Source organism: Algibacter sp., assembly GCF_039977455.1.
In the GTDB taxonomy this organism is placed as follows: Bacteria; Bacteroidota; Bacteroidia; order Flavobacteriales; family Flavobacteriaceae; genus Algibacter_B.
In genome coordinates this window covers 87,223-113,413 of the sequence record NZ_JBDWDG010000016.1, presented here as the reverse complement: position 1 = coordinate 113,413, position 26,191 = coordinate 87,223, and the positions used below count along the sequence as shown (strand labels likewise).

General features: G+C 33.7%; 25 protein-coding genes and 1 tRNA gene. 5 read left to right on the top strand and 21 right to left on the bottom strand.

Features of this window, described 5'->3' with window-relative positions; translation table 11 throughout:
- The first annotated feature begins 106 nt into the window (after positions 1 to 106).
- Complete coding sequence (locus ABJM36_RS06490; protein ID WP_348450392.1) at positions 107 to 2,224, top strand: Tex family protein; 2,118 nt, start codon at positions 107 to 109, stop codon at positions 2,222 to 2,224.
- Positions 2,225 to 2,266: 42 nt separating this feature from the next.
- On the opposite strand, the gene ABJM36_RS06485 is transcribed toward ABJM36_RS06490, so the two are convergent.
- The 4 genes from ABJM36_RS06485 to ABJM36_RS06470 all read right to left on the bottom strand — a co-directional run bounded on the left by ABJM36_RS06485 (position 2,267) and on the right by ABJM36_RS06470 (position 6,077).
- Positions 2,267 to 2,761 (bottom strand): hypothetical protein, encoded by a 495-nt coding sequence (locus tag ABJM36_RS06485; RefSeq protein WP_348450390.1) that lies wholly within the window; start codon positions 2,759 to 2,761, stop codon positions 2,267 to 2,269.
- A gap of 235 nt (positions 2,762 to 2,996) precedes the next feature.
- The gene (locus ABJM36_RS06480) at positions 2,997 to 3,341 is read right to left on the bottom strand and encodes a hypothetical protein (RefSeq protein WP_348450388.1); all 345 of its coding nucleotides are present in this window, start codon (positions 3,339 to 3,341) and stop codon (positions 2,997 to 2,999) included.
- Between the two features lie 80 nt (positions 3,342 to 3,421).
- Positions 3,422 to 5,197: a hypothetical protein gene (locus ABJM36_RS06475; RefSeq protein WP_348450386.1), complete on the bottom strand. Its 1,776-nt coding sequence runs from the start codon at positions 5,195 to 5,197 to the stop codon at positions 3,422 to 3,424.
- A 448-nt stretch (positions 5,198 to 5,645) separates the two neighbouring features.
- A complete protein-coding gene (locus tag ABJM36_RS06470; protein ID WP_348450384.1) occupies positions 5,646 to 6,077 on the bottom strand; it encodes a TerB family tellurite resistance protein in 432 nt (143 codons plus the stop codon).
- Between the two features lie 272 nt (positions 6,078 to 6,349).
- Between ABJM36_RS06470 and mfd the strand changes: the two genes are divergently transcribed.
- A complete protein-coding gene (mfd, locus tag ABJM36_RS06465) occupies positions 6,350 to 9,697 on the top strand; it encodes a transcription-repair coupling factor (RefSeq protein WP_348450382.1) in 3,348 nt (1,115 codons plus the stop codon).
- 35 nt (positions 9,698 to 9,732) lie between these two features.
- Positions 9,733 to 11,067, top strand: a complete 1,335-nt coding sequence (locus tag ABJM36_RS06460; RefSeq protein ID WP_348450380.1) for a TlpA disulfide reductase family protein — start codon at positions 9,733 to 9,735, stop codon at positions 11,065 to 11,067.
- 2 nt (positions 11,068 to 11,069) lie between these two features.
- Here ABJM36_RS06460 and ABJM36_RS06455 read toward each other — a convergent pair whose 3' ends face one another.
- From ABJM36_RS06455 to ABJM36_RS06395, 13 genes are all read right to left on the bottom strand, one after another.
- Positions 11,070 to 11,429 carry a YraN family protein gene (locus ABJM36_RS06455; RefSeq protein ID WP_348450378.1) on the bottom strand — a complete coding sequence of 120 codons (360 nt, stop codon included), beginning with the start codon at positions 11,427 to 11,429 and terminating at the stop codon, positions 11,070 to 11,072.
- A 6-nt stretch (positions 11,430 to 11,435) separates the two neighbouring features.
- A complete protein-coding gene (locus ABJM36_RS06450) occupies positions 11,436 to 12,113 on the bottom strand; it encodes a YiiX/YebB-like N1pC/P60 family cysteine hydrolase (protein ID WP_348450376.1) in 678 nt (225 codons plus the stop codon).
- An 11-nt stretch (positions 12,114 to 12,124) separates the two neighbouring features.
- Positions 12,125 to 13,285, bottom strand: coding sequence for a metal ABC transporter permease (locus tag ABJM36_RS06445; protein WP_348450374.1), 1,161 nt, complete (start codon positions 13,283 to 13,285; stop codon positions 12,125 to 12,127).
- Positions 13,278 to 14,405, bottom strand: a complete 1,128-nt coding sequence (locus tag ABJM36_RS06440; protein ID WP_348450372.1) for a metal ABC transporter permease — start codon at positions 14,403 to 14,405, stop codon at positions 13,278 to 13,280. The genes ABJM36_RS06445 and ABJM36_RS06440 overlap by 8 nt, the downstream gene beginning before the upstream one ends.
- Before the next feature lie 182 nt (positions 14,406 to 14,587).
- Positions 14,588 to 15,325, bottom strand: a complete 738-nt coding sequence (locus tag ABJM36_RS06435; RefSeq protein ID WP_348450370.1) for a metal ABC transporter ATP-binding protein — start codon at positions 15,323 to 15,325, stop codon at positions 14,588 to 14,590.
- A gap of 219 nt (positions 15,326 to 15,544) precedes the next feature.
- Positions 15,545 to 16,450, bottom strand: a complete 906-nt coding sequence (locus tag ABJM36_RS06430) for a zinc ABC transporter substrate-binding protein (protein ID WP_348450368.1) — start codon at positions 16,448 to 16,450, stop codon at positions 15,545 to 15,547.
- 9 nt (positions 16,451 to 16,459) lie between these two features.
- Positions 16,460 to 17,254: a transporter gene (locus ABJM36_RS06425; protein WP_348450366.1), complete on the bottom strand. Its 795-nt coding sequence runs from the start codon at positions 17,252 to 17,254 to the stop codon at positions 16,460 to 16,462.
- On the bottom strand, positions 17,241 to 17,900 hold the full coding sequence (locus tag ABJM36_RS06420; protein ID WP_348450364.1) for a metal-dependent transcriptional regulator: 660 nt from the start codon (positions 17,898 to 17,900) through the stop codon (positions 17,241 to 17,243). Before ABJM36_RS06420 ends, ABJM36_RS06425 begins: the two co-directional genes overlap by 14 nt.
- A gap of 126 nt (positions 17,901 to 18,026) precedes the next feature.
- Positions 18,027 to 18,902: a DUF1080 domain-containing protein gene (locus tag ABJM36_RS06415; RefSeq protein WP_348450362.1), complete on the bottom strand. Its 876-nt coding sequence runs from the start codon at positions 18,900 to 18,902 to the stop codon at positions 18,027 to 18,029.
- 94 nt (positions 18,903 to 18,996) lie between these two features.
- The gene (locus tag ABJM36_RS06410) at positions 18,997 to 19,134 is read right to left on the bottom strand and encodes a FeoB-associated Cys-rich membrane protein (protein WP_348450360.1); all 138 of its coding nucleotides are present in this window, start codon (positions 19,132 to 19,134) and stop codon (positions 18,997 to 18,999) included.
- A gap of 27 nt (positions 19,135 to 19,161) precedes the next feature.
- Entirely contained in the window at positions 19,162 to 21,261 is a 2,100-nt protein-coding gene (gene feoB / locus ABJM36_RS06405; RefSeq protein ID WP_348450358.1) for a ferrous iron transport protein B, read from the bottom strand.
- Positions 21,254 to 21,490, bottom strand: coding sequence for a FeoA family protein (locus ABJM36_RS06400; protein WP_348450356.1), 237 nt, complete (start codon positions 21,488 to 21,490; stop codon positions 21,254 to 21,256). The genes feoB and ABJM36_RS06400 overlap by 8 nt, the downstream gene beginning before the upstream one ends.
- Before the next feature lie 520 nt (positions 21,491 to 22,010).
- Positions 22,011 to 22,685, bottom strand: a complete 675-nt coding sequence (locus tag ABJM36_RS06395; protein ID WP_348450354.1) for an SCO family protein — start codon at positions 22,683 to 22,685, stop codon at positions 22,011 to 22,013.
- 170 nt (positions 22,686 to 22,855) lie between these two features.
- On the opposite strand from ABJM36_RS06395, the gene rseP reads away from it, so the two are divergent.
- Positions 22,856 to 24,202 (top strand): RIP metalloprotease RseP, encoded by a 1,347-nt coding sequence (gene rseP, locus ABJM36_RS06390; protein WP_348450352.1) that lies wholly within the window; start codon positions 22,856 to 22,858, stop codon positions 24,200 to 24,202.
- Positions 24,203 to 24,276: 74 nt separating this feature from the next.
- A tRNA-Asn gene (locus tag ABJM36_RS06385) sits at positions 24,277 to 24,350 on the top strand.
- Positions 24,351 to 24,825: 475 nt separating this feature from the next.
- On the opposite strand, the gene ABJM36_RS06380 is transcribed toward ABJM36_RS06385, so the two are convergent.
- The 4 genes from ABJM36_RS06380 to ABJM36_RS06365 all read right to left on the bottom strand — a co-directional run bounded on the left by ABJM36_RS06380 (position 24,826) and on the right by ABJM36_RS06365 (position 26,183).
- Positions 24,826 to 25,026: a hypothetical protein gene (locus ABJM36_RS06380; RefSeq protein WP_348450350.1), complete on the bottom strand. Its 201-nt coding sequence runs from the start codon at positions 25,024 to 25,026 to the stop codon at positions 24,826 to 24,828.
- A gap of 1 nt (position 25,027) precedes the next feature.
- Entirely contained in the window at positions 25,028 to 25,375 is a 348-nt protein-coding gene (locus tag ABJM36_RS06375; protein WP_348450348.1) for a hypothetical protein, read from the bottom strand.
- A 3-nt stretch (positions 25,376 to 25,378) separates the two neighbouring features.
- Positions 25,379 to 25,711 (bottom strand): YtxH domain-containing protein, encoded by a 333-nt coding sequence (locus ABJM36_RS06370; RefSeq protein ID WP_348450346.1) that lies wholly within the window; start codon positions 25,709 to 25,711, stop codon positions 25,379 to 25,381.
- A gap of 115 nt (positions 25,712 to 25,826) precedes the next feature.
- Entirely contained in the window at positions 25,827 to 26,183 is a 357-nt protein-coding gene (locus ABJM36_RS06365; RefSeq protein WP_348450344.1) for an ArsC/Spx/MgsR family protein, read from the bottom strand.
- Between the last annotated feature and the right edge of the window lie 8 nt (positions 26,184 to 26,191).

The following is a 26,191-nucleotide window of genomic DNA, read 5'->3' as shown; positions in this document are numbered from 1 at the left end:
TAGGTGAAGATTCATGAAACACCATAAAACCCAATAAGGGGTAATCTAGTGTTGTAATACATTTAAATTTTTTAGATTTGGTTTAAATTTAGAGCTTTATACTAGAATGATAAAATATATAATTGCCCAAACCCAACTTCCAGAGCGATCGGTGAAAAATACCATTGCATTATTAAATGAAGATTGCACCATCCCGTTCATATCAAGATATAGAAAAGAGCGTACCGGAAATCTAGATGAAGTTCAAATTGGCGATATTGTTAAATACAAAGAGCAATTTGAAGCCTTAGAAAAACGTAAAAAAGCCATTTTAAAAGCTTTAGAAGAGCAAAACGTATTAACACCAGAATTAAAACAAAAAATTGAAGGTACTCAAGATTTAGTAACCCTTGAAGATTTGTACTTACCCTATAAAAAAAGCCGAAAAACTAAGGCTGAAAAAGCAAGACAACTAGGTTTAGAGCCTTTGGCCAAAATTATTATGAGCCAGAATGCTAACGATGTCGAGTCTATAGCCTTTAAGTATGTTAAAGGGGAAGTGGCCTCGGTTGAAGATGCTCTAGAAGGTGCACGACATATTATTTCAGAATGGATTAATGAGCGTATCGACATTCGTAATAATATCCGCCGTCAGTTAGAGCGTTTCGCTATGATTTCCACGAAAGTGATAAAAACAAAATCCGAGGATGAAAATGCTCAAAAATTCAGGGATTATTTCGATTGGGAAGAAAATTTAAACCGAATCCCTTCACACCGTCTTTTAGCTATTTTAAGAGCCGAAAAAGAAGGTTTTATACGCGTAAAAATAGAAATTGATAACGATAGGGCTTTAGACCATATCGAGAGACGTATTATTAAAAGTAATAATGCTTGCTCGGAAGAAATAGAAGCCGCTATTAAAGATGCTTACAAACGTTTGTTGCTACCATCGTTAAGTAACGAAGCGCTTCAAATAGCAAAAGATAAAGCCGATGAATCTGCCATAAGTGTATTTGCGAAAAACTTAAAACAGTTGTTGTTAGGCTCGCCATTAGGTGAAAAACGTGTTTTAGCTATCGACCCTGGATTTAGAACAGGCTGTAAAGTGGTGTGTTTGGATGCTCAAGGGCAGTTAAAATACAACGAAACTATTTATCCGCATCCACCAAAAAGCGATAGTGTTGGTGCTATGAAAAAAATAAGTTCGCTTTGTGATGCTTATAAAATTGAAGCTATAGCTATTGGGAACGGAACAGCATCACGAGAAACCGAAGCGTTAATTAGAAAAGTGCATTTTAAAAACGATGTACAGGTGTTTGTGGTTAGCGAAGCTGGAGCCAGTATTTATTCGGCATCAAAAATAGCAAGAGAGGAATTTCCAGATTATGATGTTACCGTTCGTGGATCGGTTTCTATTGGACGCCGATTACAAGATCCGTTAGCCGAATTAGTTAAAATCGATGCCAAATCCATAGGGGTAGGGCAATATCAGCATGATGTCGATCAAACTAAACTTCAAAAACAATTAAATGTTGTCGTGGAAAATTGTGTTAATGCCGTTGGTGTAAATATAAACACAGCAAGTAAGCCCTTATTAAGTTCGGTATCTGGAATTGGGCCAAAACTAGCTGAAAATATTTTTAATTATAGAAATGAAAATGGGGTGTTTACCTCTAGGAATGATATTAAAAAGGTACCGCGTTTAGGCGGAAAAGCTTTCCAGCAAGGGGCTGCATTTTTACGAATTAAGGATGCCAAAAATCCGCTAGACGATTCTGCGGTACACCCAGAAAGTTATGCTTTGGTAACAAAAATGGCGAAAGATTTAGGAAAATCGATACAAGATTTAATTGGCAATAAAGAGGTGCTTCAAAAAATAAACTTAAAGCAATATTGCACAGATTCTGTTGGTTTACTAACGCTTGAAGATATTATAAAAGAACTTGAGAAACCAGGATTAGATATTCGTGAACAAGCTAAAGTATTTACTTTTAATCAAAATATAAAAACCATTAACGATTTACGCGAAGGCCAGTTGCTGCCCGGTATTGTTAACAACATTACTAATTTTGGCTGCTTTGTAGATGTTGGTATTAAGGAAAGTGGTCTTATTCATGTTTCTAACCTTTCGGATAGTTTTGTAAAGGATGTTAATGCCCATGTTAGTTTACATCAACAAATTATAGTAAAAGTGCTTGAGGTTGATGTTCCGCGAAAGCGAATTCAATTACAATTACATAAATAAAAGCATTAACCTGTGTTAGATTAATGCTTTTATAAGGTATGCTTATGATGCTTTTTTTAAGGTTTCCGTATTGGGTAGGTTGGTAGAAATTAGGTCTTTCCAGTTTTTAATTCTGTTAATTTCGTAATTTTCCATATACATTTCGTCCGTGTCGAAAAAATTAATAATTAAGTCATTTTTGTTAACCGATTTAAAAATGATTCTTAGGTCTAACTTAATTAAATGGTTTGTTTTATTTTTATCCAATTTATAGTTGGTAACCAACTCGCAGGTTTTAATAGCAGCTAATTCAATGTTTTCATACCGTTTATCTTCACTTTTTAAATGAATGTAAGTGAGCATGGTTTTGTCTGTAGTTATGCCAATAAACTTGTTGTTCCAAACTTCTTTAAAGCCATATTTTAAATTGTTTTTTTTGGTTAATTTTTCTACTTCTTGTTTTGTGCTTGTGTTTAAGCCTTTTAAAACAAAGATTAAAAAAGGAATGATAACGCTTAAAGTTACTAGTACAGCTAGTAATGTGAATGATATTTTCATTGTTGTAAATTTTTTGATTAAGAACTGATCTTGACTTTATGTGTTTAACAGAAAATGTACTTTTTGAAAAACATAGCATTGCTACGAATTAAAAAAGTAACAACATATGGACAGATTTCGGCCACCTTTTAGGAAACAGGAAAAGTCAGAATGAGTTATTTGTATATAGTAAATCAACTCCAAGCCCATAGTATAAGCTTAGTGTCGCAATAGTTTTTAGATAAACAAATTGCGTTTACGTAAATGAATGGTGTGGAAAAATAATTTGCCTTATTGGTAAGCTAATACTAATAAGTTTACATGTTTTTTGATACACCAAGTAATTTTCTTGCTGCTCTTTGCAAACCCTATTTTTTAAATGTAATTTTTTAAAAAATGAAATTTGCTCTTCATGAAAGGAATTTACTGTAAAATCTAGATACGAGTTTACAATAATACCTTGGTTGTTTAAGGCTGTGCTTTTAAGTACTTTATGTTGTGTTTTAGGAGCTTTTTCGGCATAGTCATTTTGGCTTTCTGTAAAAAAGAAAGTCGAAAGACTTATAAAAAGCGTTAAAAACAAATGCCCTAACCTAAACACCGTACTAATTTTAATTTATGCTCCAAAGGTAAAAGTTTATCTGTTAAGGTTATTATAAATTTTTAATAAAATGTATGAGGCTATTCTGCTAGCATATTTCTGTTTTTAAAATCCTTTTTCATAATATCAATAGTGCTTTTGGCAAGGCGTTTAGTGATAAGTCCTTTTACTATTTTTAGTGCATTTCGTATGAGCCATTTATCATCAAATCTTTTATTAATTTCAGAAGTGAGAATAGTGTTTATTCTATGTTTTAGCGCAGGTTCTATAGTTTTAAAATAGTTGGTAGCTATTTTGGGGAACTCTTCAATAGTATACGAAAATGGATTTGTGTTTCCGTTTTCTTTATCCTCAATATAGTTTAAATCGGGAATAATGGGGAAGTAGGTTGCTTCCACACCGCTATCGTTAGTGGCGTTTCGTTTAAACATCATTAAAGCATCTTCACTTAAGCCCTCAAACAAGGGGTGTAAATTATTTTTATTGTGTTCAAGCATAAAATAAGTTCTAAAAAAGTTTCGTGCATTATTTCGGCCTAAAAAGAAATCATGCTTTCTAAATTCTATATCTAAAAAGCCACCAAAACCCCCTAACGAAGCACAAGAAATAGGCGGGTGGTTTTTTAAAACACCAACATGCTCCCATTTAACAGGGAATACTAAAAGTCGTAAATAATCTTTATAAAATGAACCGCTATGTTTTACTCTAACTTGCTCTCTAAGGGTTGAATAAAGTTTAGGTATTACGGTCCAAATACTTTTTTGAAATAATGTTGTCGAAAAAATATCATCTACAGCACCGGGTTCATCTTGGTTGTAAAAATTAGGAAAAGGATCGACCATAATGGTTCCAAACATGGGGAGTTTAGGGTTGTAATTTGGTATGATACCTTCTAGAACTTGAACAACCTCAGAGTAAGGTTCGTTGTTAATGGTGCCACCATCAACATCGGTAAAATCAAAATAATCATCATCAATTTTAATTTCAATTACAGATTTATCCTTTTCATCTATTTCAAGATTTCTTAAAATACAGTTTTTTAAATACGTTTTACTCAACTGGTCTTTAAAATGTCTGGGCGCTAAACCAATGGGGAAGGCGCCAGTAGCTTTAGTGCATAGTTTAAGTAATGCTTTGTTGGCTTCGTTGTAAGGGTCGAATTTTAAATAAACATCTTTATCGGCCACGTCATCAAATTTCATTTTAAAATGGGCAATTATCATATGTTCATTCATACGGTGTCCCGGAGTGTATGGAAAATTAGCAGAAGACACATTTCCAAATTTAAACTCAAAAGGTACACCTCGTAAACTACAAAGTGTAAGTATAATTCTTAGGTCTTCAGAAATGTAATTGGGTCTTTCTCGTTTATTATCTTCCGATACTAATTCGTTAAAAACCTTATCTGCTATGCGATCTATGGGTTTTGAATTTAATAATGATGGAATATCATCGCTAGCATCCAAATCGTCGGTGCTCAGCATTTTTGTAAAGGTCTTTTCATGGTCGTCGTCATCCAAAAGCACCCAGCTATCATATAAAATATTTCCCGTTTTAAGATTGGTAGGTAATTTTACTGGAGGCGTTTTTGAAAATGTAGAAAGTGCCGTAATCATACCAACCATGCCACCTGCTGATGCACCACCAAGAGCTTCTATGGAAACATCATGAAGCGGAATTTTTTTCTCGTAAGCGGTTAATGATTCATTGTTATCTAGTTTTTTCCGAATAATGGTTTTTTGTTCTTCCCATAATTCTAAAATTTCAAAAAGATAATCCATAAATCCCGCAGTGTATGCCCCAGCAGATACAGCACCTGCCATGGTTATGCCTAAATGAAAAGGTTTATTACTCATAATGGTGTTATTTAAAATGTGGATTAAAATTAATATTAGTAATAGATTTAACGCCGTTATATGGTGCTAAAAAACAAGCAAAAACTATGGCCTCAATGGGTACAAGGCATGTTAGTTTGTTGATATAGCATGTTGAAATGTAGGTGATTTTCATAGCACATAAATTAGATATTTATAAAATGGCTATGCGTCATAAAATCCTAGTAAAAGGTGTTACTTGAATGCGTATTATGACTAAAAAAATTCTTAGGGTAAAGTGAAAGTTTATATTAATTCGATATAGCTAAATATACAAAAAAATAGGGTTGGTTTTACATTTCCTACAAAAATCGTAGCTAAAAAAAGAAATGGTTAATTATAGTTTTAAAAATATACTTAAAATTAAAGCACAAAAAAAAAGCACTCTATTTAGAGGGCTTTTTTTATTATTTATTTAAAATAGATTGTGTTATCTATTCATGTTTTTTATTTGATCAATAAAATCATCTAAATCTACTCCGTTATTAACTAGAGTTAATGCCTTGTCAATAATATATTTTACATTCACAGCATGAAAACCAAGACCAACAGCAATTTTGTTTAAAAGCGTATGCTCAGAATCCCCTTGGATTTTATCAACATGTACCATGCGTACCAAATCATACAAACGCTCTAAACGTAAATCGTAAGAAGCTGGTGGATTAATTGGGTGCGAATTATAATTTTGTAAAATGGTTTTATAATCGTTTTCGCCAATTTCTAAACGTTGTGCCAAACGATCTAAAAATGCTTGTTCTTCTGGTGAAATAACTCCATTTTCCATTGCTACTCGAACTATCGATGCAAAATGACTTTCATTACGCTTCTTAAAACCACTATCAAATAAATCTGAAAACGACATAATATTTTTTATTTAGTGTTGCAAACCTACATATTTTTTTTAAGATTTTGAATTGAAAGTTTACTTTTTTGGGCGTTACCTCAAGGGTCGGGCTTTTCCCTACAAGTCCGCGCTCCGTTCCTCCGCTGTGGGCTTTTCGGTGCAATCCCTAACGCGGCTGTGTAACTATTTTAGTAGGCTCAAATTATTTTGGTTAATAAAAGTGTTCAATCTTAGTAAATCCACCAAAAAATAATTCTAAACCGTATATTTGCACCTCAAAACAAAATTAGGTGAGTAAAACGAGTATCTCTCAAACCTATTTACAGGCTTTGCAAACGCAAAATCTGCAAACTACTATGGCCCAAACCGGGGCAAAAACACATGTAAAAGGACTTGTAGGGTCCTCTTTTTCTTTTGTTATTTCTAGCATTTTTAAAGTGGCAAACAAACCATTTCTGTTGGTGTTTAACGATAAAGAAGAAGCAGCTCATTATCTAAACGATTTGGAGCAGTTGTTAAGTACTAAAGATGTGTTGTTCTATCCAGGTAGTTACCGCAGGCCTTACGAAATAGAAGAAACCGATAATGCCAATGTATTATTGCGTGCCGAGGTTTTAAATCGCATAAATTCGCAAAAAAAACCAGCAGTAATTGTAACCTATCCCGATGCGCTTTTCGAGCAAGTTGTTACTAGGAAAGAGTTGGAACGCCATACCTTAAAAGTGGGGGTAAATGATAGTTTATCAATCGACTTTGTAAATGAAATACTGTTTGAATATAAGTTTAAGCGTGTCGATTTTGTAACCGAACCTGGCGAGTTTTCAGTGCGTGGTGGTATTGTAGACGTGTTTTCATTCTCTAACGATGTGCCTTACAGGATTGAGTTTTTTGGCGATGAGGTTGATAGTATTCGAACCTTCGATGTGGAAACGCAATTATCTATCGAGCAAATTAAAAAAATTAACATCATCCCTAATGTTGCTAATAAGCTTCTAGAGGAAAGCCGACAGAGTTTCTTAAAATACATTGCTCAAAAAACAATAGTAGGTTTAAAAAATGCCGATTTACTTTTTTCTAGAATCGATGAGTTTTTTGAAAAGGCCGAAGTGGCTTATAATAAGCTTTCAGGTGAAATTAAACATGCCAAACCCCAAGAGTTATTTTGTAATGCAACGCTATTAAAAAAGCAATTGCTCGATTTTTCTATTATAGAATTTGGTACGCAAAATGTTTTTTCCAAGGATTTAAGTACTCAAATCGTATTTGATACAACACCACAACCTGCATTTAATAAGCAATTCAATTTACTTATTGAAGACTTAAATGCCAATCATAATAAAGGGTATACCAATTATATTGCATGTGTTAGCGAGCAACAAGCCAAACGTTTTCATGATATTTTCGACGATTCTACTCTAGAAGTAGCGCCATATAACACCGTTATATTATCGCTTCATCAAGGCTTTATAGATCATGAAAGTAAAATTGTTTGCTATACCGATCATCAAATCTTTGAACGTTACCATAAATTTCAGCTTAAAAACGGTTATGCTAAAAAGCAAGCCATTACTTTAAAAGAGTTAACTAATCTTGATATTGGCGATTATGTAACCCATATCGATCATGGTATTGGGCGTTTTGGCGGCCTTCAAAAAATTGATGTCGAAGGTAAAAAGCAAGAAGCCATTAAATTGGTTTATGGCGAACGCGATGTGTTGTATTTAAGCATTCATTCGTTACATAAAATCACGAAATTTAATGGTAAAGATGGCAAGCCACCTAAGGTTTATAAATTAGGAAGTAATGCTTGGAAAACCTTAAAACAAAAAACTAAGGCGCGTGTAAAGCATGTGGCTTTTAATTTAATAAAATTATACGCTAAACGTAAAACCGAAAAAGGCTATCAGTATAATCCAGATAGTTATATGCAACATGAGCTGGAAGCCTCCTTTATTTATGAGGACACGCCAGACCAAAGTACAGCAACCGCAGATATTAAAGCCGATATGGAAAGCCAACGCCCAATGGATCGCCTTATTTGTGGCGATGTGGGTTTTGGTAAAACAGAAGTTGCCATTCGAGCAGCGTTTAAGGCAGTCGATAATGGTAAGCAAGTAGCTGTTTTAGTGCCTACTACTATTTTAGCATATCAACATTCAAGATCCTTTGCTAAGCGTTTAAAAGACTTCCCAGTTACTGTCGATTATGTTAACCGATTTAGAACGGCTAAGGAAAAGCGAGAAACTCTAGAGCGTTTAGAACAAGGGAAAGTTGATATTATTATCGGTACCCATCAACTGGTAAATAAAAACGTGAAGTTTAAAGATTTAGGACTTTTAATTGTCGATGAGGAGCAAAAGTTTGGCGTTGCAGTAAAAGAAAAGCTTAAAACAATAAAGGATAATGTGGATGTGTTAACGCTAACCGCAACACCAATTCCTAGAACCTTGCAGTTTAGTTTAATGGCGGCTCGAGATATGTCGGTTATTACAACGGCACCACCAAATCGATATCCAATTGAAAGTCATGTCATTCGTTTTAGTGAAGAAACCATCCGCGATGCTGTGAGTTATGAAATTGAACGCGGAGGACAAATTTATTTTATTCATAACCGAATTGAAAACATAAAAGAGGTTGCGGGATTGCTGCAGCGTTTAGTTCCCGATGCTAAAATTGGCATAGGGCATGGCCAAATGGAAGGTAAAAAACTAGAACAACTCATGTTAGCCTTTATGGATGGTGAGTTTGATGTTTTAGTAAGTACGACCATTGTAGAAAGTGGGTTGGACGTCCCTAATGCTAATACCATTTTTATAAATAACGCCAATAATTTTGGCTTGAGCGATTTACACCAAATGCGTGGTCGTGTTGGGCGAAGCAATAAAAAAGCATTCTGTTATTTTATTACCCCGGAATATTCGGCAATGACTGATGATGCTAGAAAACGAATAACAGCCTTAGAGCAATTTACCGAGTTGGGAAGTGGTTTTAATATTGCTATGAAAGATTTAGAAATTCGTGGTGCTGGCGATTTGTTGGGTGGTGAGCAAAGTGGATTTATTAATGAAATAGGGTTTGATACTTATCAAAAAATTCTAAACGAAGCCATTGAAGAGCTTAAAGAGACCGAGTTTAAAGACCTGTACAACGAAGACGAAGCTGATAAAGTTTATGTAAAAGATGTAACCATCGATACTGATTTTGAGCTTTTATTTCCAGATAGTTATGTTAATAATATTGCAGAACGATTAAGTTTGTATACACAGCTAAACAACCTAAAAACCGAAGAAGAATTGCATACCTTTGAAAAGGAATTAATAGACCGTTTTGGAGCTTTACCTAAGCAAGTGACCGATTTATTAAATAGTGTCCAAATAAAGTGGTTGGCTACCAAAATAGGATTCGAAAAAATTATAATGAAAAAAGGGAGGTTAATAGGCTATTTTATTAACGATCAACAAAGTAGTTTTTATCAAAGTCCGAATTTTACTAAAGTGTTACAGTTTGTGCAAAATAATCCTGGAGCTTGTAAAATGAAAGAGAAACAAACTAGAAATGGTTTGCGATTAATGCTAAGTTTTGATGCTATTAAAACCGTAAAACAAGCTTTAGAAGCTTTAAAACCTATTGTGGCTTAATTATTGATTTTTAATTTGAAAATATTATTACATAAATGAAACGCTTATTACTTTTAATACTTATTCTTCCAAGTTTATTAATAGCACAACATACAATTAAAGGTAAGTTTACGCCTGCAAAAGATTATAATTTTGCTTTGTTATATAAAGTAAATCCAACCATATCTGATTATGTTACAAATGCTGAAATTCAAGAAGATGGGAGTTTTGAGTTTAAGCTAGATTCTACAAATACAAAAGGTACCTACCGTTTGGTTTATGCAGTGCCTCAAGAGGATTATAATTTTGATATTATTTACAATGGAAAGGAGGATATCGAATTAACATTTAATTCTGAAACAGGCGTTGAGTTTATAAAATCTAACGAAAATAAATTGTTAGCATCGTACACCAATAGTATGTCTATGGTTACCCAAAGTTTAGGAAACTATTTTAGTCAGGGTAGTGAAGATAAAAAGGCATTAAAAGCCATATTTAAAACGCAGAAAGACACCCAGGAGAATTTCGAAAAAGCCGCTCAAGGCGCAAAAGCATTAGCGTTTATTAAAGCAAATAAACCCTATGTGCCCGAAACGATTGAACCTGTTGAAACCTATATTGCCAATTTAAAAGCGCATTATTTTGATTACGTCGATTTTAATAACCCTGTTCTTCAAAGTTCTAATTTTTTAGAAGAACGCATGCTTAATTATGTTTTTGGAATGTCGTCTGAAACTAACGATGATGCAGAAAATTACAAAGAAAATATAGATGTTGTTTTTAAGCATATGAAAACAGCGCCAAAAGAGGTGCAACGTATTCTGCTATTTGATTTGTGGCAACAAATGGCCGATTTAAACGAAGAATCTGTAGCTAACTATATTAGTGAGAATTATTTAATGGATATTGCGGTTAACCTTAATGATCAGCAATTATTGAGAAATTTAATTTTATATAAGAACCTTTCAAAAGGAGCGGTAGCACCAAATTTTAATATTGAAATTGAAGAAAAAGGCAAGATTGTAACTAAAAAATTAACCGATTTAAAAGGTGCGGAAAATTACATTATTGTTTTTTGGAGTAGCACCTGTTCACATTGTTTAGATGAAGTACCACAATTAAAAAAGTTTGTAAATACTTTCGATAAAAACAAAGTGAAAGTTGTTGCTATAGGTTTGGAAGATGAGCCTTATGGTTGGAAAAATTTAACCTATGATTATCCGGAGTTTATTCACGTTTATGGCAAAGGAAAATGGGATAATAAAATTGGTGATGCCTATGATGTTTCTGCAACGCCAACATATTTTATATTAGATAAAGATAAAAAAATTGTTGCTAAACCTTTAGATTTTGAAGTTTTAAAGGAATACTTTGAGGTAGAAGTAGAGTAGTATTAAAAATGATAAAAAGCATTTTCTAAATGCTCAATATTAAAACCTTTACCTTTTTTTACAATGGCAATAATGTCAAATCGTACTTCAACATCTAAATTGTTTGCGGTAACATATTCGTCAACTGCCTTTACTAAGCGTTGAATTTGTTTGGGCTTTACAAAATCTTGTGGATTGCCAAAATCGGTAGTCGAGCGTGTTTTTACTTCAATAATAGCTAGAATATCTTTTTTTTGAGCAATAATATCCACTTCAGCCTTATCAAAACGGTAGTTGCGCTCAATAATGTCATAGTTGTTTTTCAGAAGAAAATCTACTGCTAATTGTTCGCCTTTTTTACCGAGTTCGTTGTGCTGTGCCATGATTATCTATTTGGTGTAATCATAAATAAAATCTAAATGTGGACTTCCAGCCATAAGATTAGGGTTTGTGCCTATGTCGCCTTCAGGGATAGGTTGGTTAAGTTGTTTGTAATATGCAGTCCAACTAGCCGAGGTGTTACCTGTGCTATCCTTAAAAGTCATAGGTTGATTCTTAAAAGGCATTGGGATATTTTTTAAATCTTGATAAGAAAACATTTTATAAACCAATTCAGAGCAATAGTAGCTATTGTCGTCCCATAAAAAAACCTTATCATAGGGTATGTTGAGGCGTTTTATACCGTATTCAATGGCTTTAGGAATATGTTTCTGATAATTTTCATCCAATCTAGCCACTGTAGTTCGAGATTTGTTTTGGTTGTTTTTGTTTCGATTTAAGAAATCTTGTAAGGGTGTTTTAGTAATACCTTTTTCAGGAATGGCTTCTATAACAAACCAAATCCCTTTTGTTTGCATTGCCATTCCAATATGGGAATAATTCTTTGAAAATGCCGTTGCCGTAACTGATTTTATGGCATTATCAATATCGTCTGTTCCCGTGTCTTGAAAAAGTAAATCGCCTTCTTTCAATTCAAAAGGAATGTTTTTGTTAGGGTTTTTACAGCCTATAAAAAGAAGCATAAGGCTAAAAATAGAACAAATAAGTTTTGGTGTAGTATGTATCATTTTTATTAATATTAGCCTCTAAACAAGAAGAAATCATCTTTCATGTGTTCAATCTTATTGTCTTGATTTGTAATAATATAATCGATAGCTTGAGAGGTGAATTGTTCGCCTTTTTTGGTTAAGGAAACAATGTTTTTATCAAACTGAATCATGTTATTTTTTAGTGCTAAATCTAAAACGGTTTTAGAACGTACTTTTTGCCAATTTATATGTTCGTTAAGATGATTAACATGGCGTTCGCGCTCTTCGGTATGGTTTTTTAAATGGAGTAGGAAGGTCAATAAAGAGACTTCGGTACGTTGCTGCTTTTCGCGATACATAACCGCAATAATACCTTTTCTTGGCGCAAATAAATACACAACCAAAAATAGTAACCCTAACATTGTGGTTATGGAGCCTGCAATGGATGCATCGAGCGCATGTGCTAACCAATATCCTGCAAGGGCACTAAATACTCCAAAACAGATGGCGTAGATAAGCATGCGTTTTAATTCGTTAGTTAGTAAATATGCTGTTGCAGCGGGAGCAATCATTAAAGCGACTACTAAAATGGCACCAACGGCATCGAAAGCGCCCACTGTGGTAACTGATGATACAGTCATTAATCCATAATGTATAATGGCTGGCGAAAACCCTAATGCCGCTGATAACCCAGCATCAAAGGTGCTTACTTTTAATTCTTTAAAAAAGGCCAATAGCAATCCAATGGTTATAATTAGAATGCTTCCAATAATCCAAAGGGATTTAGGGCCAACATCCGATCCACCAATAGAAAGTCTGTCGAAAGGGGCAAAAGCAAGTTCGCCTAATAAAACGGCGTCGACATCTAAATGCACATCGTTGGCGTTTTTGGCAATCATAATAACACCAATACTAAACAGTATAGGAAACACTAAACCAATAGCGGTATCTTCTTTTACCAAGCCTGTTTTTTGAATGTATTCAACCAAAACAACGGTAATAATTCCCGTTAAGGCTGCAAGTAAAATAAGTAAAGGTGAATTTAAATCTTGAGTGATAAAAAATCCAATGACAATACCTGGTAAAATGGAATGACTAATAGCATCGCTAATCATAGCCATTTTTCGTAATACTAAAAAGGTTCCTGGTATGGCACAGGCAATGGCAACCAAACTAGCAATAAGCTGTATTTCTATTTGCGCATTACTCATTGGTATTGGTTTGTTGGTTATACAAATTGGATGCTGTTTTAAAGCCTTCCTCGGTTAAGCTCCACATGGTACCTTCTATCTTTACATAGTTTTTTTCTACTAATTTTTGCAAGGTTCCTTTTGTGTAACCTTGAAAATTATTTAAAATTTTAATAGTGTGTGGATGTGAAATGTTTTCATGTGTTTCTGCGATATGAAACATGAATGATAGTGTTTTTTGCAATTGTAAATCGCGACGGTTTTTTATAAAACGTATTTGTTTGAATAATAAACCACGACTAGGAGAAAATATAAAGGAAACCAAAACAAAAACGCCGGCTACAATTACAATTACAGGTCCTGTGGATAGGTTGTTTTGGCTGGCGCTAATAGCGGTTCCGAAAACGCCTGAAAATGCACCAAAAATGGCGGCTAGAAAAACCATAACGCTTAAGCTGTTTGTCCATTGTCTTGCAGCAGCAGCAGGGGCGAGCAACATGGCACTCATTAATACAACACCTACAGTTTGCAGTCCTAAAACAATAGCTAATACTATAAACGTGGTTATTAATATGTCGATAAATTTGGTGTTAAAGCCAAGAGTTTTGGTGTAATCGGCATCGAAAAGTAAGATTTTAAACTCTTTCCAAAACAATAATAAAACAAACAAGCAAGCACCAGTAACGATGGCCATCATCCAAACATCGCTTTCCACTAAAGTGGCTGCTTGACCAAATAAATATTTGTCTAATCCTGCTTGGTTTGCATTAGGTTGTTTTTGAATGAAGGTGAGTAAAAGCATGCCAAACCCGAAAAAGAGCGAAAGAATTAAGCCTAGGGCGGTATCTGATTTTAAATGCGTTTTACTGATTATGCCTCTTATCCAGAATGTACCAATAAGTCCGCTTACTAATGCGCCTAATAATAGCACATTACTATCTTTTGCGCCTGTAATTAAAAAGGCAATGGCGATACCTGGTAAGGCTGCATGAGAAATAGCATCGCCTAAAAGACTTTGTTTACGCAGTACTGCAAAACTACCTAACATACCTGTAACAGCTCCCAAAATGGCGGTGCCTAAGGTAATTGTTCTTAGTGTGTAGTCTGTAAAAACTAGTTTTATGTATTCTGTTATATCCATAATTTTTGCGAAGGCAGGCAGGGTTTCCTTTATTCGCTTTTTTAATAATTTACCTTTCCGACTTTCAATTTCTTGGGAAATTGAATTTCTCTTTCCTATTTTAGGAAAGGAATTAGTTGCTATTTTTGTTTTTATTCAATCGAGTAAGTACTGTTTACTGAGACTGCTCACCGCTTACTTTTTTACTCCTGTATACTTACTTTATAATTTATGCCATAGGTTTTTGTTAAGTTATCGTCGTTAAAAATATCTTTAACAGGTCCTGTGGCTATTTTTTTTACGTTTAAAAAGGTTACCCAATCGAAATACTCCGGCACGGTTTGTAAATCGTGGTGGACTACGATTACTGTTTTTCCGGCTTTTCGTAATTCTTTTAAAATATTGATGATGGCTATTTCGGTTGTGGCATCGACACCTTGAAAGGGTTCGTCCATAAAATAAATTGAGGCGTTTTGTACTAAGGCTCGTGCTAAGAATATACGTTGCTGTTGCCCGCCTGAAAGTTGACTGATTTGTCGGTTTTTAAAGGATAACATGCCTACTTTTTCCAGCGCTTCTAAAGCTGATTTTTTTTCTTTTTGTCCTGGACGTTTTATCCAGCCTAAATTTCCATAAGTTCCCATAGTTACTACATCTAAGGCTGTTGTAGGGAAATCCCAATCTACACTTCCTTTTTGTGGCACGTAGGCTACAATATGGCGTTGTTTTTCGTAGGGCTTGCCAAAAATTTCGACGCTTCCTGCTATGGGTTTTAAAATACCTAAAATAGATTTAATTAAAGTTGATTTTCCTGCACCGTTTGGACCAACAATAGCCATAAGTACGCCTTCGGGAATTTCTAAATCGATATCCCAAAGTACAGGTTTGTAGTTGTAGGCGACGGTTAAATCGTCTACCTTTACCGCTGTTTTTTTACTCATAATAATGTTTTTTAGCCCTGATTGAAGCGGCATCCTTTTTTGTGTACTTACATAGTTAATTTTAATACCTCAATATTAAATAATTTATTTATATGATGAGATATATAATTAATTAAGCACAAAAAAGATACAGCGGATAGCAGGAAATAGCTTCGTATAAATTTAATGTTTTGTGTTTATAAAAGTAATTATAATAAACTTATACTGAGGCTTAAGCTTTTATTTAAGTGCGTTAACAATGGTGTTTACATTATACTCGAACATGCCAATGTATGTACCTTCTGCGGTTCCAGAATTTCCTAAGGCATCAGAATATAAAGAACCACCTATAATAACATGGTGACCTTTAGAGTTTACAGCTGCTTGTAAAGCCTCGATAGTCCGTTTTGGTACCGAACTTTCTATAAAAATGGCTTTTACGTTATTTTCTATAATAAATGCTGATAATTTTTGAACGTCTTGAACCCCGGCTTCGGTTGCTGTTGATATGCCTTGTAAACCAACAACCTCAAAATTAAAAGCTTTACCGAAATAGTTAAATGCATCGTGTGCTGTTACTAATATTCTAGCTTCTTTTGGAAGGGTTTCGATGGTGCTAGATAATTTTGTTTTTAAGTTTTTAAGTTTTTTAATATAAACTTCGCTATTTGTTGTAAATATTGGTTTTTTGTCTGGAATAGCTTCAGATAAAATTTTGGCAACATATTGGGTAGATTCTATCCAATAATCAACATTAAACCAAATATGGGGATCATAATTTGAGGCAAAATAATCGGACCCAATTAAGGTGCTTTTGTCAAGGTTGTCACCAAGGGCAATTGTTTTTTTACTTTTCATTTTCTCGAAAACTTCAACCAATTTACCTTCTAAATGTAGTCCGTTATAAAATATTATATCGGCACTTGCAAGTTTGGTTACATCGCCTTCGCTAGCCTTGTATAAATGCGGGTCTACGCCGCTACCCATTAAACCTTGTAGGTTAATGTGCTCGCCCCCTATATTTTTAACCAAATCGGTTATCATGGAGGTGGTGGTGACGATATTGAGTTTTCCGTTGGATTGTTTTTCGTTTTTACAACCTAATATAATAAATGTTGTAACGAGTATAAGTATTGTTTTTTTCATGTTTTTCTTTTATATTTTTCTTATTCTGTAGCTTAAACCTAATCCTAATAAAAAGTCTTGACCTTCTGTAATGCTTGTTCCAAAATAGGTATCTAATTGTAAATCGTTGGACACTAAATAGGTGAGGCCGGCATCCCAATAATGATTTGCCTTACTATCTTCTGGAAGGTCGCCGTAAAGCTCTGCATACATTCCGAATGTATTGGAAATGCTGTATCCATAAGCTATGGTGTAAATGGCGGACGCTTCGGCGTTATCGTCTCCCCATTGGGCACCAATATTGTACCCTAAACTTGATTTTTCGCTTAAAGTGTGAGATAAGGATAGTCTGAAATCGACACCTGTGTATTCGGGTCTGTAATCTGCAGAGGCGCTAAATACAGGAAATACATGTCCTATTAAAGCTATTTCTGGCATGGTACCGTTTTCTTCGGCTATATCAATTTTTAATCCTAATAGTAAAGGGGATAATCCGCTGGTAACGTTATCTAGCTTGGTGTTATTTATTTTGGTTGTGCCTTCAACAAAATCCCACCCTAAACGGAGTTCTACATTATCCAAAATACCGTAACGTACTAGCGTGGTATTAAGCGTATAGTTTTCAGATTTTACATTGTTGATTTCAAAAGAGTCGTAAAAGCCTCCAGTTTCAAGTTGTAAAACATCTTTGCCTACAGTTGAGGAGGCTTCGGTAGCATCTGGCCTATCGGTTACTAAGGCATTTGTATTAGTTTCATTTTCTTGTGAAAATGCTGAAAAAGTTGAAATGCTTAAAATGGTTACTATTAATTTAATCCTGTTCATTGACGTATATAATTGATGTGAAATCTTCATTTAAAAGAATGGTGTTATTGTTTATTGAAATTTGAGTCATTTTATTGGTGCTGAATTGCTTTGAAACCAAAACCGTATTACCGTATTTTAATCCATGTTGGGAGCAAAAATCGAAGAATTCTTTGTTGTCACTCATTAATCGTGAAATGACATATTGTTTTCCTTCTTTAGTGTTTGATAATGAGATGGAGGTATCGGTTGTTGTGATTTCTCCATTGGCGTTAGGTATTGGGTCGCCGTGGGGATCGAACTTTGGGTTGCCTAAATACTCGCTTATTTTGTTTGCTAACAAATCGGAGGTTTGGTGTTCTAATAATTCGGCTTCCCGATGAATATCATGCAAGGACATATCAAAAAGCTTGAATAATAAAGCTTCCCATAATCGGTGTTTTCTAACCACATTTAAAGCCATTTTGTTGCCTTTATCTGTAAGTTTTAGCTCTTGGTATTTTTCGTAATTAATGAGGTCTTTAATGGCTAGTTTTTTAGCCATATCGGTTGCCGCGGCATTAGATATGCCTAATTCTTTTGCGATATTACCCGGTTTAGTATCGCTATTATCGCTTTTACCATTTTTGTAAATGGCTTTTATAAAGTTTTCTATTGCTACAGACATTTGTGTTTGCTTTAAAAAATATTTAAGTAAGCTTAAATATTTTACAAATGTAACTAAAAAATGCAAAAATCCTCATTTAAATTTATAAAATGAGGATTTTTGTTAAGTCTAGAACGTTAGAAATATTTAGTCTTTTTTAAACAGGACTTGCTTTTTAATAAATCTTGGAAACTTTTTAATGCCTGTTAAAGTGAATTGTTTGTAGTAACATTCGGCTGCTTCAGATTGTAATTGAATTTGTCCTTCGTTAAGCATGCTACCATCTTTTTTCTTGGCATTTTCAACAACCATAACCACTTCGCCGTTTACTAAGTGAACCGCATCGTTACCAACTACGTAAATTTCTAAATGGTTCCATTCGCCATGAGGAGCGTCTGGTTCTTTAGAAGCGCTTGTGTAGCCTATTTTTTCTAAATATACGTCAGAATTAGGGTTGTATTTATTTCTAGGTGTAGCTTGAGTACCTCTAATTTCAACTTGAGGTTTTCCTGTTGTGCCGCCAAGGGGAATAAAATCGCCTAAGTCGGTTTCTTGGACTTGATATTCTAAACTCGCTTTCCAGGTATTCCAAAAACTTCCATGTTCGCCATGGGCATGGTATAGAATACCAGAGTCTCTAAGATCTGCTAGTCTTGGTTCCCATTTTTTATCGCCCCACTTAAACATAATACTTAAGTGATAGTTTTTGTATGATGCTTTAGTCGTTAGGCCGCCATAAACTTCGCCTGTAATTTTTAATACAGGTTCGTTGTTTTCTTTAATAATTGTGAAAACATTTTTTAAATCGTTATTTAATCCTAGAGCTGTTCCTTTATGAACATTATCAGATTGGTAAGTGCCTTCGGGTAATCCTTGAATTGTTGTGTGAGGAACGCCATTCCATTTCTCGAAAAGGCTCAAATCCTCATCAAATAAAGAGATTGTTTTTCCTTTTTTTTGAGCTATGGTGTTTGCTGAAAATAATACGGATGCAATTAATGTAAGTAAAAGTGGTTTTCTCATTGGTTGTTTAAGTTTGTTTGATAAAACATAAAGAAACAATAAAAAGAGTAATTAGGACGACAGGAAATGTATTTTGTTTAAAATATATTGGTGCTTAATGGCAGCCACAGCCATCGTCTCCACCACAAGTTTTTTTAGGTTTCGATTTTTTCCAGAAGAATTTTTTAACTAGAAAAGCTATAGCCATAACTATGGCAGAAAAAACTAATATGTTTTGAATAATATCGTTCATAAGGTTTAAGTCGAAATTAATCTAATTTCATTTCAAAAATTGAAAGGCAATTAAAGCAACAATATAAGCAAAGGTGCTCATTATAACAAGTTGTAAAACAGGCCATTTCCAGCTATTGGTTTCCTTTTTTACAATAGCTAAGGTGCTCATGCATTGCATGGCGAAGGCATAAAATAATAAAAGTGATATGCCTGATGCTAATGTAAATAGAGGTCCGCCTAAAACAGGGTTTACCTCGCCTGCCATTCGGTTTTTAATAGTTTCTTCTTCATCGCTTCCAACACTATAAATAGTGGCTAAAGTGCCTACAAAAACCTCGCGCGCCGCAAAGCTACTTATTAAAGCAATGCCAATTTTCCAGTCGTAACCTAAAGGTCTTATGGCTGGTTCAATAGCGTGACCTGCAATACCTATAAAGGAATGCTCGAGTTTGTGTGATGCTATTTTGTGTTGAATGTCTTCCGAAGATAAATTTTGGGAAGCAAAATTGGTGTTTATTATTTCTTCTGCTTTGTTGAATTGATCTCCTGGTCCGTATGATGCTAAAAACCACAGTACAATAGAAATGGCTAAGATTATTTTACCGGCACCAAATATGAAAGCTTTTGTTTTTTCGACCACGGTAATTGCCACGTTTTTAAAGAGTGGTAATTTGTAATTAGGCATTTCGATTACAAAAAATGTTTTACCTTTTATTTTTAATACTTTATTTAAAATATATGCCGAAATGATGGCTGTTCCAAATCCAATAAGGTAAAGTAGCATTAAGGTTAAAGCCTGATAGCTTAGACCTAAAATTCTTCCTTCGGGTATTACCAAAGCAATAATTATTAGGTATACTGGCAAACGTGCAGCACAGGTTGTAAATGGTGTTACTAAAATAGTGATTAAACGCTCCTTCCAACTTTCTATATTACGGGTTGCCATAATAGCAGGAATAGCACATGCTGTTCCTGAAATTAATGGGACTACACTTTTTCCGCTTAGTCCAAAGCGACGCATTATTCTGTCCATTAAAAATACGACACGACTCATGTATCCAGTTTCTTCTAGAATAGCCATAAATAAAAATAGAAATGCAATTTGCGGAATAAAAATAACGATGCCACCTAAACCAGGAATAATTCCTTCGGCTAGTAAACTGGTAAAAGCCCCTTCAGGTAATATGGTTTTTACCCATTCGCTAAGTGATGAAAACGATTCGTCGATAAAATCCATTGGAATACCAGACCAGTCGTAAATTGCCTGAAAAATAAGGAGTAAAATGGCGCTAAAAATAACATAGCCCCATATTTTGTGAGTTAAAACGCGGTCAAATTTAGTTCGTAAATCTTTGGCTTGCGATAAATCGACAGTTTTTCCTTTTTTAAGGATCTCATTAATGAATTGGTAACGCTTAATGGTTTCTTTTTGTTGAAGTCGTTTTAAATCGCCTTTTTGTTTGGTTTTAAAGTCTTCTACGGTTTTAAACTCTTTTCTAGTAATGGTACCAAAATTTACATCTTGGGTAATAACGAGCCACAGTTTATAAATTAATTGGTTTGGGAATGTTTTTTTTAAATCATCAAAGTAAGCAGGGTCAATAATAGACATGTCTAAACATGGCTTGATAGAAATGTCCTTGTAATTTGAAATAAGTTGTTTTAAGGTATCTATACCTGTTTTTTTTCTGGTACTAACTAATGCTATTTTGGTGTTTAGTTTAGCTTCTAAATAATCGATATCTAATGAGATGCCCTTACGTGTCATACGGTCGGCCATATTAATAACCAGTAGCGTAGGAATCTGTAAATCTTTAATTTGAGTAAATAGTAAAAGATTTCGTTTTAAGTTTTCAACATCAGTAACAACAACAGCAATATCTGGGAAATCTTTGTCGTTTTTATTGAGTAAAAGTTCGATTACGACATTTTCATCAAGTGATGATGCATTTAAGCTGTAAGTACCAGGTAAATCAATTATATGTGCTTTTACTCCGCGTGGTAGTTTGCAAATACCCTGTTTTTTTTCAACGGTAATACCCGGATAATTTCCAACCTTTTGGTTTAGGCCTGTTAAAGCATTGAAAACTGATGTTTTGCCAGTGTTAGGATTACCAATTAGTGCGACATTTATTTGTTTACTCATGTGTCACTTTTTCAATTAAAATATGGGAAGCGGTTTCTTTTCTAATAGCTAAATGCGACCCGTTTATATTTAAATACATAGGGTCTTGGAATGGTGCAACTTGAACTAACTCTACTGCATTACCTGGTAAACAGCCCATTTCGAGTAGTTTTAAAGGAATGTGAATGGATGAAACATCGATAATAATAGCGCGTTCCCCACGTTTTAAATGTGCTAAAGTATCTTGCAAGCTTATTTAGATTGATTTTAAAGAATCAAAAGTAATGTAAAAGTTTAAAAGGGAAAAGTTTAGAGTTTAAAATAAATATTTATTTAACAATTGTTTGCGATTAGTCAGAATAATACTCAAAACAGTAAATTAAAGATTCTGAATTTATGCATTGATAGATGCATAAAAAGTAACCCTTCATGGTAATTTACTCTGCGTCTATTTATTGAAAAACGATTAAATTATCAGGTATTGGGTGTTTTTGGGTGGTTTTAAGGTAATTTAGCATATAAATGTATCAAGTGTGTTGTTTCTTGTTGATTATTAAGGAGTTAGTTTTGCGGTCGGAATAAACCCCATGTAAATTAATACATTATGAAAACAAGTAACAGAATTGTAGTAGAGAGTAAAGTAGGAACAAAAACTAAAAAATTTAGCAACGCGAGTTCAATAGTTTGGAATGCAAAAAGACGTTTCAAATAATTTAAATATAACTTTAAAAACTAAAAGCTCCTTTATTTTATAAGGAGCTTTTTTTTTCTTAGTTATTATAAGCTTCTTTCAATATTGAAATATCATTGAGCAAGCGCCTAATATCTTCTGTATTTGTACCATCATAAAAACCTCGTATTTGACGGTTTTTATCAATAAGCATGAAGTTTTCGGTGTGTATCATGTCAAAAGAGCCGCCATCGCCTTGGTCTTTTACGGCCAAATAGCTTTTTCTAGCCAGTTCATAAATTTCTTTTTTATCGCCAGTAACTAAATTCCATTTTTTATCATTTACCCCTTTTTTAATGGCATAACGTTTTAATTGGGCAACAGTATCAATTTCTGGAGTTACGGAATGGGAGAGGAGCATAACGTCATCATCGTTTAAAATTTCTTTTTGAATTTCTGCCATATTGGTAGTCATTATAGGGCAAATGGTTTGGCAGGTTGTAAAAAAGAAATCGGCAACGTAAATTTTATTTTTATAATCGTCTTGTGTAATGGTTTTGCCGTTTTGGTTAGTTAAACTAAAATTGGCTATTTTATGATATTTTTTTTTATGTTGTATGGTGCTATCAACAAGTTCTGTACTTACCATGGTAGGTTGATAAATAGGTAAGGGTTGGTAAACATTTAACGTGTTATAAATAATAGAAATTATTATTATTGAAATGACACCGAAAACGATGGCAAACACTTTATAATCTTTAAAAAACGATAGCATTTTAGAGCTTTTATATTAAATAGTTAACAAAAATACGACGATTTTTAGCGTAAAGTCTTTGTTGTCAACCATAAATTATTGTTAAAACAGCGGCCATTGCACGATTCACTTTTTAAACTTGGTTTAAAAGCTTACTTTTGTGCGATTAAAAAAATAATGTTAAGCTATATATGGAGTTTGTTATAAAGATATCTCAGTTTTTACTAAGTCTTTCGTTGCTAATTATACTGCACGAATTAGGGCATTTTATACCTGCAAAGGCTTTTAAAACTAGAGTAGAAAAGTTTTATTTATTTTTCGATGTAAAATTTTCTCTATTTAAAAAGAAAATAGGGGGTACCGAGTATGGTATTGGTTGGTTGCCATTAGGAGGTTATGTGAAAATTTCTGGGATGATTGATGAGAGTATGGATACCGAGCAAATGGCTAAAGAGCCACAGCCATGGGAATTTCGATCTAAACCGGCATGGCAACGTTTAATTATTATGTTAGGTGGTGTTACTGTTAACTTTTTGCTAGCCATTTTCATTTATATAGGGATGAGTTATTTTTATGGCGATACCTTTTTGCCAAATGAAAATATAACAGATGGTTTGGTTATTGAAAGCACAGCTGCTAATAATGCAGGACTTTATACAGGCGATAAAATATTGGCTGTAGATGGTGATAAAATTGAAACCTTTTCTGAAATATCTGAAAAAGTATTATTTGGAAAAGAAATTTTAATAGAACGTAATGGTAAGCAATCTACCGTTACTATGCCAGAAGATTTCTTAGCACAATTATTAGATTCGAAAGAAACTGGTTTTATAAGCTTGAGACAGCCTTTTGTTGTTATTCAGGTTCCGGATACCTCTTACAATAAAGCAAGTGGTTTAAAGGAAGGCGATATCTTTTTAGGGTTAAATGGGGAGAAAACAAAATATGCCGATGAAGTTAAAACCGTTTTAGAAAAATTAAAAGGACAAAATGTTTCGGCTACTGTTAAAAGGGGAGGTCAAGAAATAAACGTACCACTTAAAGTTAATAAAGATGCTAAATTAGGAATTGTAGTTGCCGGTGCATCGACTCCTCAAACTTTAGAAACTTTAGGGTATTATAAGTTTGATGTAAAAGATTATAGCTTTTTGGAATCAATTCCTGTTGGATTAGGTAAAGCTAAAGACAAAGTAGTTTCATATTGGGATCAATTAGGTGCTATTTTTACACCTAGTACAGGGGCATATAAAGGCGTAGGTGGCTTTAAAGCGATTTACGATATCTTTCCTAGTTTTTGGAGCTGGCAAGTATTTTGGAACATTACTGCATTTTTATCTATTATGTTAGGGGTTTTAAATTTATTGCCTATACCAGCTTTAGATGGTGGGCATGTTATGTTTTTGTTGTACGAAATGGTATCTGGAAGAAAGCCTGGAGACAAATTTATGGAGTATGCACAAATGGTTGGATTCTTTATTTTAATAGCGTTAGTCTTGTTTGCGAATGGAAATGATATCTATAAAGCAATATTTGGTTAAAATTTTTTTAAAAAATGTTTGCAGAAACTAAAAAACAATTTATATTTGCACTCGCTAAGTAAAAAAAAGCACACTCCTTCTTAGCTCAGTTGGTTAGAGCATCTGACTGTTAATCAGAGGGTCCTAGGTTCGAGCCCTAGAGAAGGAGCAAAACAAAACCCGATACGAATGTATCGGGTTTTTTTGTTTTATGAGGATTTTAAAGAAAGAATGCGTTTCATTGGAATTTATTGGAAAGGATTCCGTTTAGTTTTAATCTAACTTATTTTAGTAAAAAAGGGTGTCTTTAAGGGCCCCTATAGAAATCCTCAAGGGACCCACTTTTCAGCCTGTATATATGCTAATTGTTTAACCTATTTAGTTGTCATGTATAAAGGTTTACTAGCAGTGCTGTTCTGGCTTAAAAGCAGAGAAAATAAGCAAGGTTTTTATATTCTCATATGTAGAGTCACTTTCGTTAAGAAGGAGCAAAACAAAACCCGAAACGAAAGTATCGGGTTTTGTTTATGGTTTTAGAGAATAAAAAAGTATAGTTTATAAAAAAAGCCTGGTGTAATAACCAAGCTTTAAAATTCTCTTTTTCATGATAGAATTCATTTCAAGCTAATTTAGCTTAAAGTGTTTTATTTAATAATCTTTTTCAATAATAGCATACCACCAAATTTACCAGCTATTTTTACCGCGCTTTGAATCCAATTGTAAGGCTTTAAATCCTCCTTATAGGCTTCTTTAACAGATTTAATTTCTTCAAAGGCTATTTGGCGTTCTAAATTTAAAATTTTTAAATCGCGCTCTAAACTTTCTATGTCGTGGTATGTTTTCATTTTAGTTAAAAAACTTTTCTGATAATATTTTTACTGTGTAATTGTTAATATAAGATCTTAAAAAGTATGCTATTAAGGATAAGCATAAAAATAGAAGTCCAACAATAACAAATCCTAAGGTATAACTCTCTAGTGCCTTACCAATTAAAAAAGCTAAGGCAATGGCCGAAAAACTTAATCCTATAAGCAACAGTCCACCTATAATAACAACTTTAAATATTAAACTTGTTGATATGGATAACTGCTGGAATATTTTAAGCTTATAATATTCGTAAGAAGTTTTTAAATATTTCTCGCCAACATCGCTAGCCTTAGCATTTGTTTCACTTATTGAATCTATTAAGCTCATAAATTATGATGTTTTTTGTAATCTTTTATTCTTTTCTTTTAAATCCTTTAGCTTGCGCTCTAGGGTACTTATTACATCATCGGCTTTATAGCTCGCACTTGTTACTATCGAGTCTACCTGCTCATCTAAAGTCTGCTTTTTTTCTGTGGCGGTATTAACCACTTGGTCTTTTAATTCGTTAGCGGTTTCGGTTATTTTTTGTTTAGCTAATTGTGCTTCGTCGCTAATACGCTGTCTTGTATTAGCTCCTTTGTCTGGTGCAAAAAGAATTCCTAGAGTTGCTCCAATTGCTGTTCCTGCTAATATTCCTAAAAAGGTATTTCCGTTATTACTCATGATATATTGGTTTTTAATTAAACTTAACTTGTTATACCAAATATACGTTTAGAGTGTTGCGTTGGTTATCTCAATTGAATTGAATATTAACTGATATGCCTTTGTTAACAGACATTTAACTATTAGCCATGTGATTTTTAACCTTTTCTATGGTTTTCTTAGAATTCCCAACAAAAATTTGATTATCAATAATAATTACGGGTCTACTTAAAAAGGTATAATGATCCAGAATGTAGTGTTTAAAGTCTTTTTCGGTCAAGTCTTGATTTTTTAAATCCATGTCTTTATAAAGCTTTGCGCGTTTACTAAATAAGGCTTCATAACTTCCGGAAAGGGCTTCCATAGCTTCAATTTGTGAAACTGTAATGGGGTCCGATTTAATATCTTGTAAAATAAAATCAGACGGTAGGTTTAATTCCTTTAAAATACGTGTACAAGTACTACATGTTTTTAAATAGTATACTTTTTTCATAATTAACT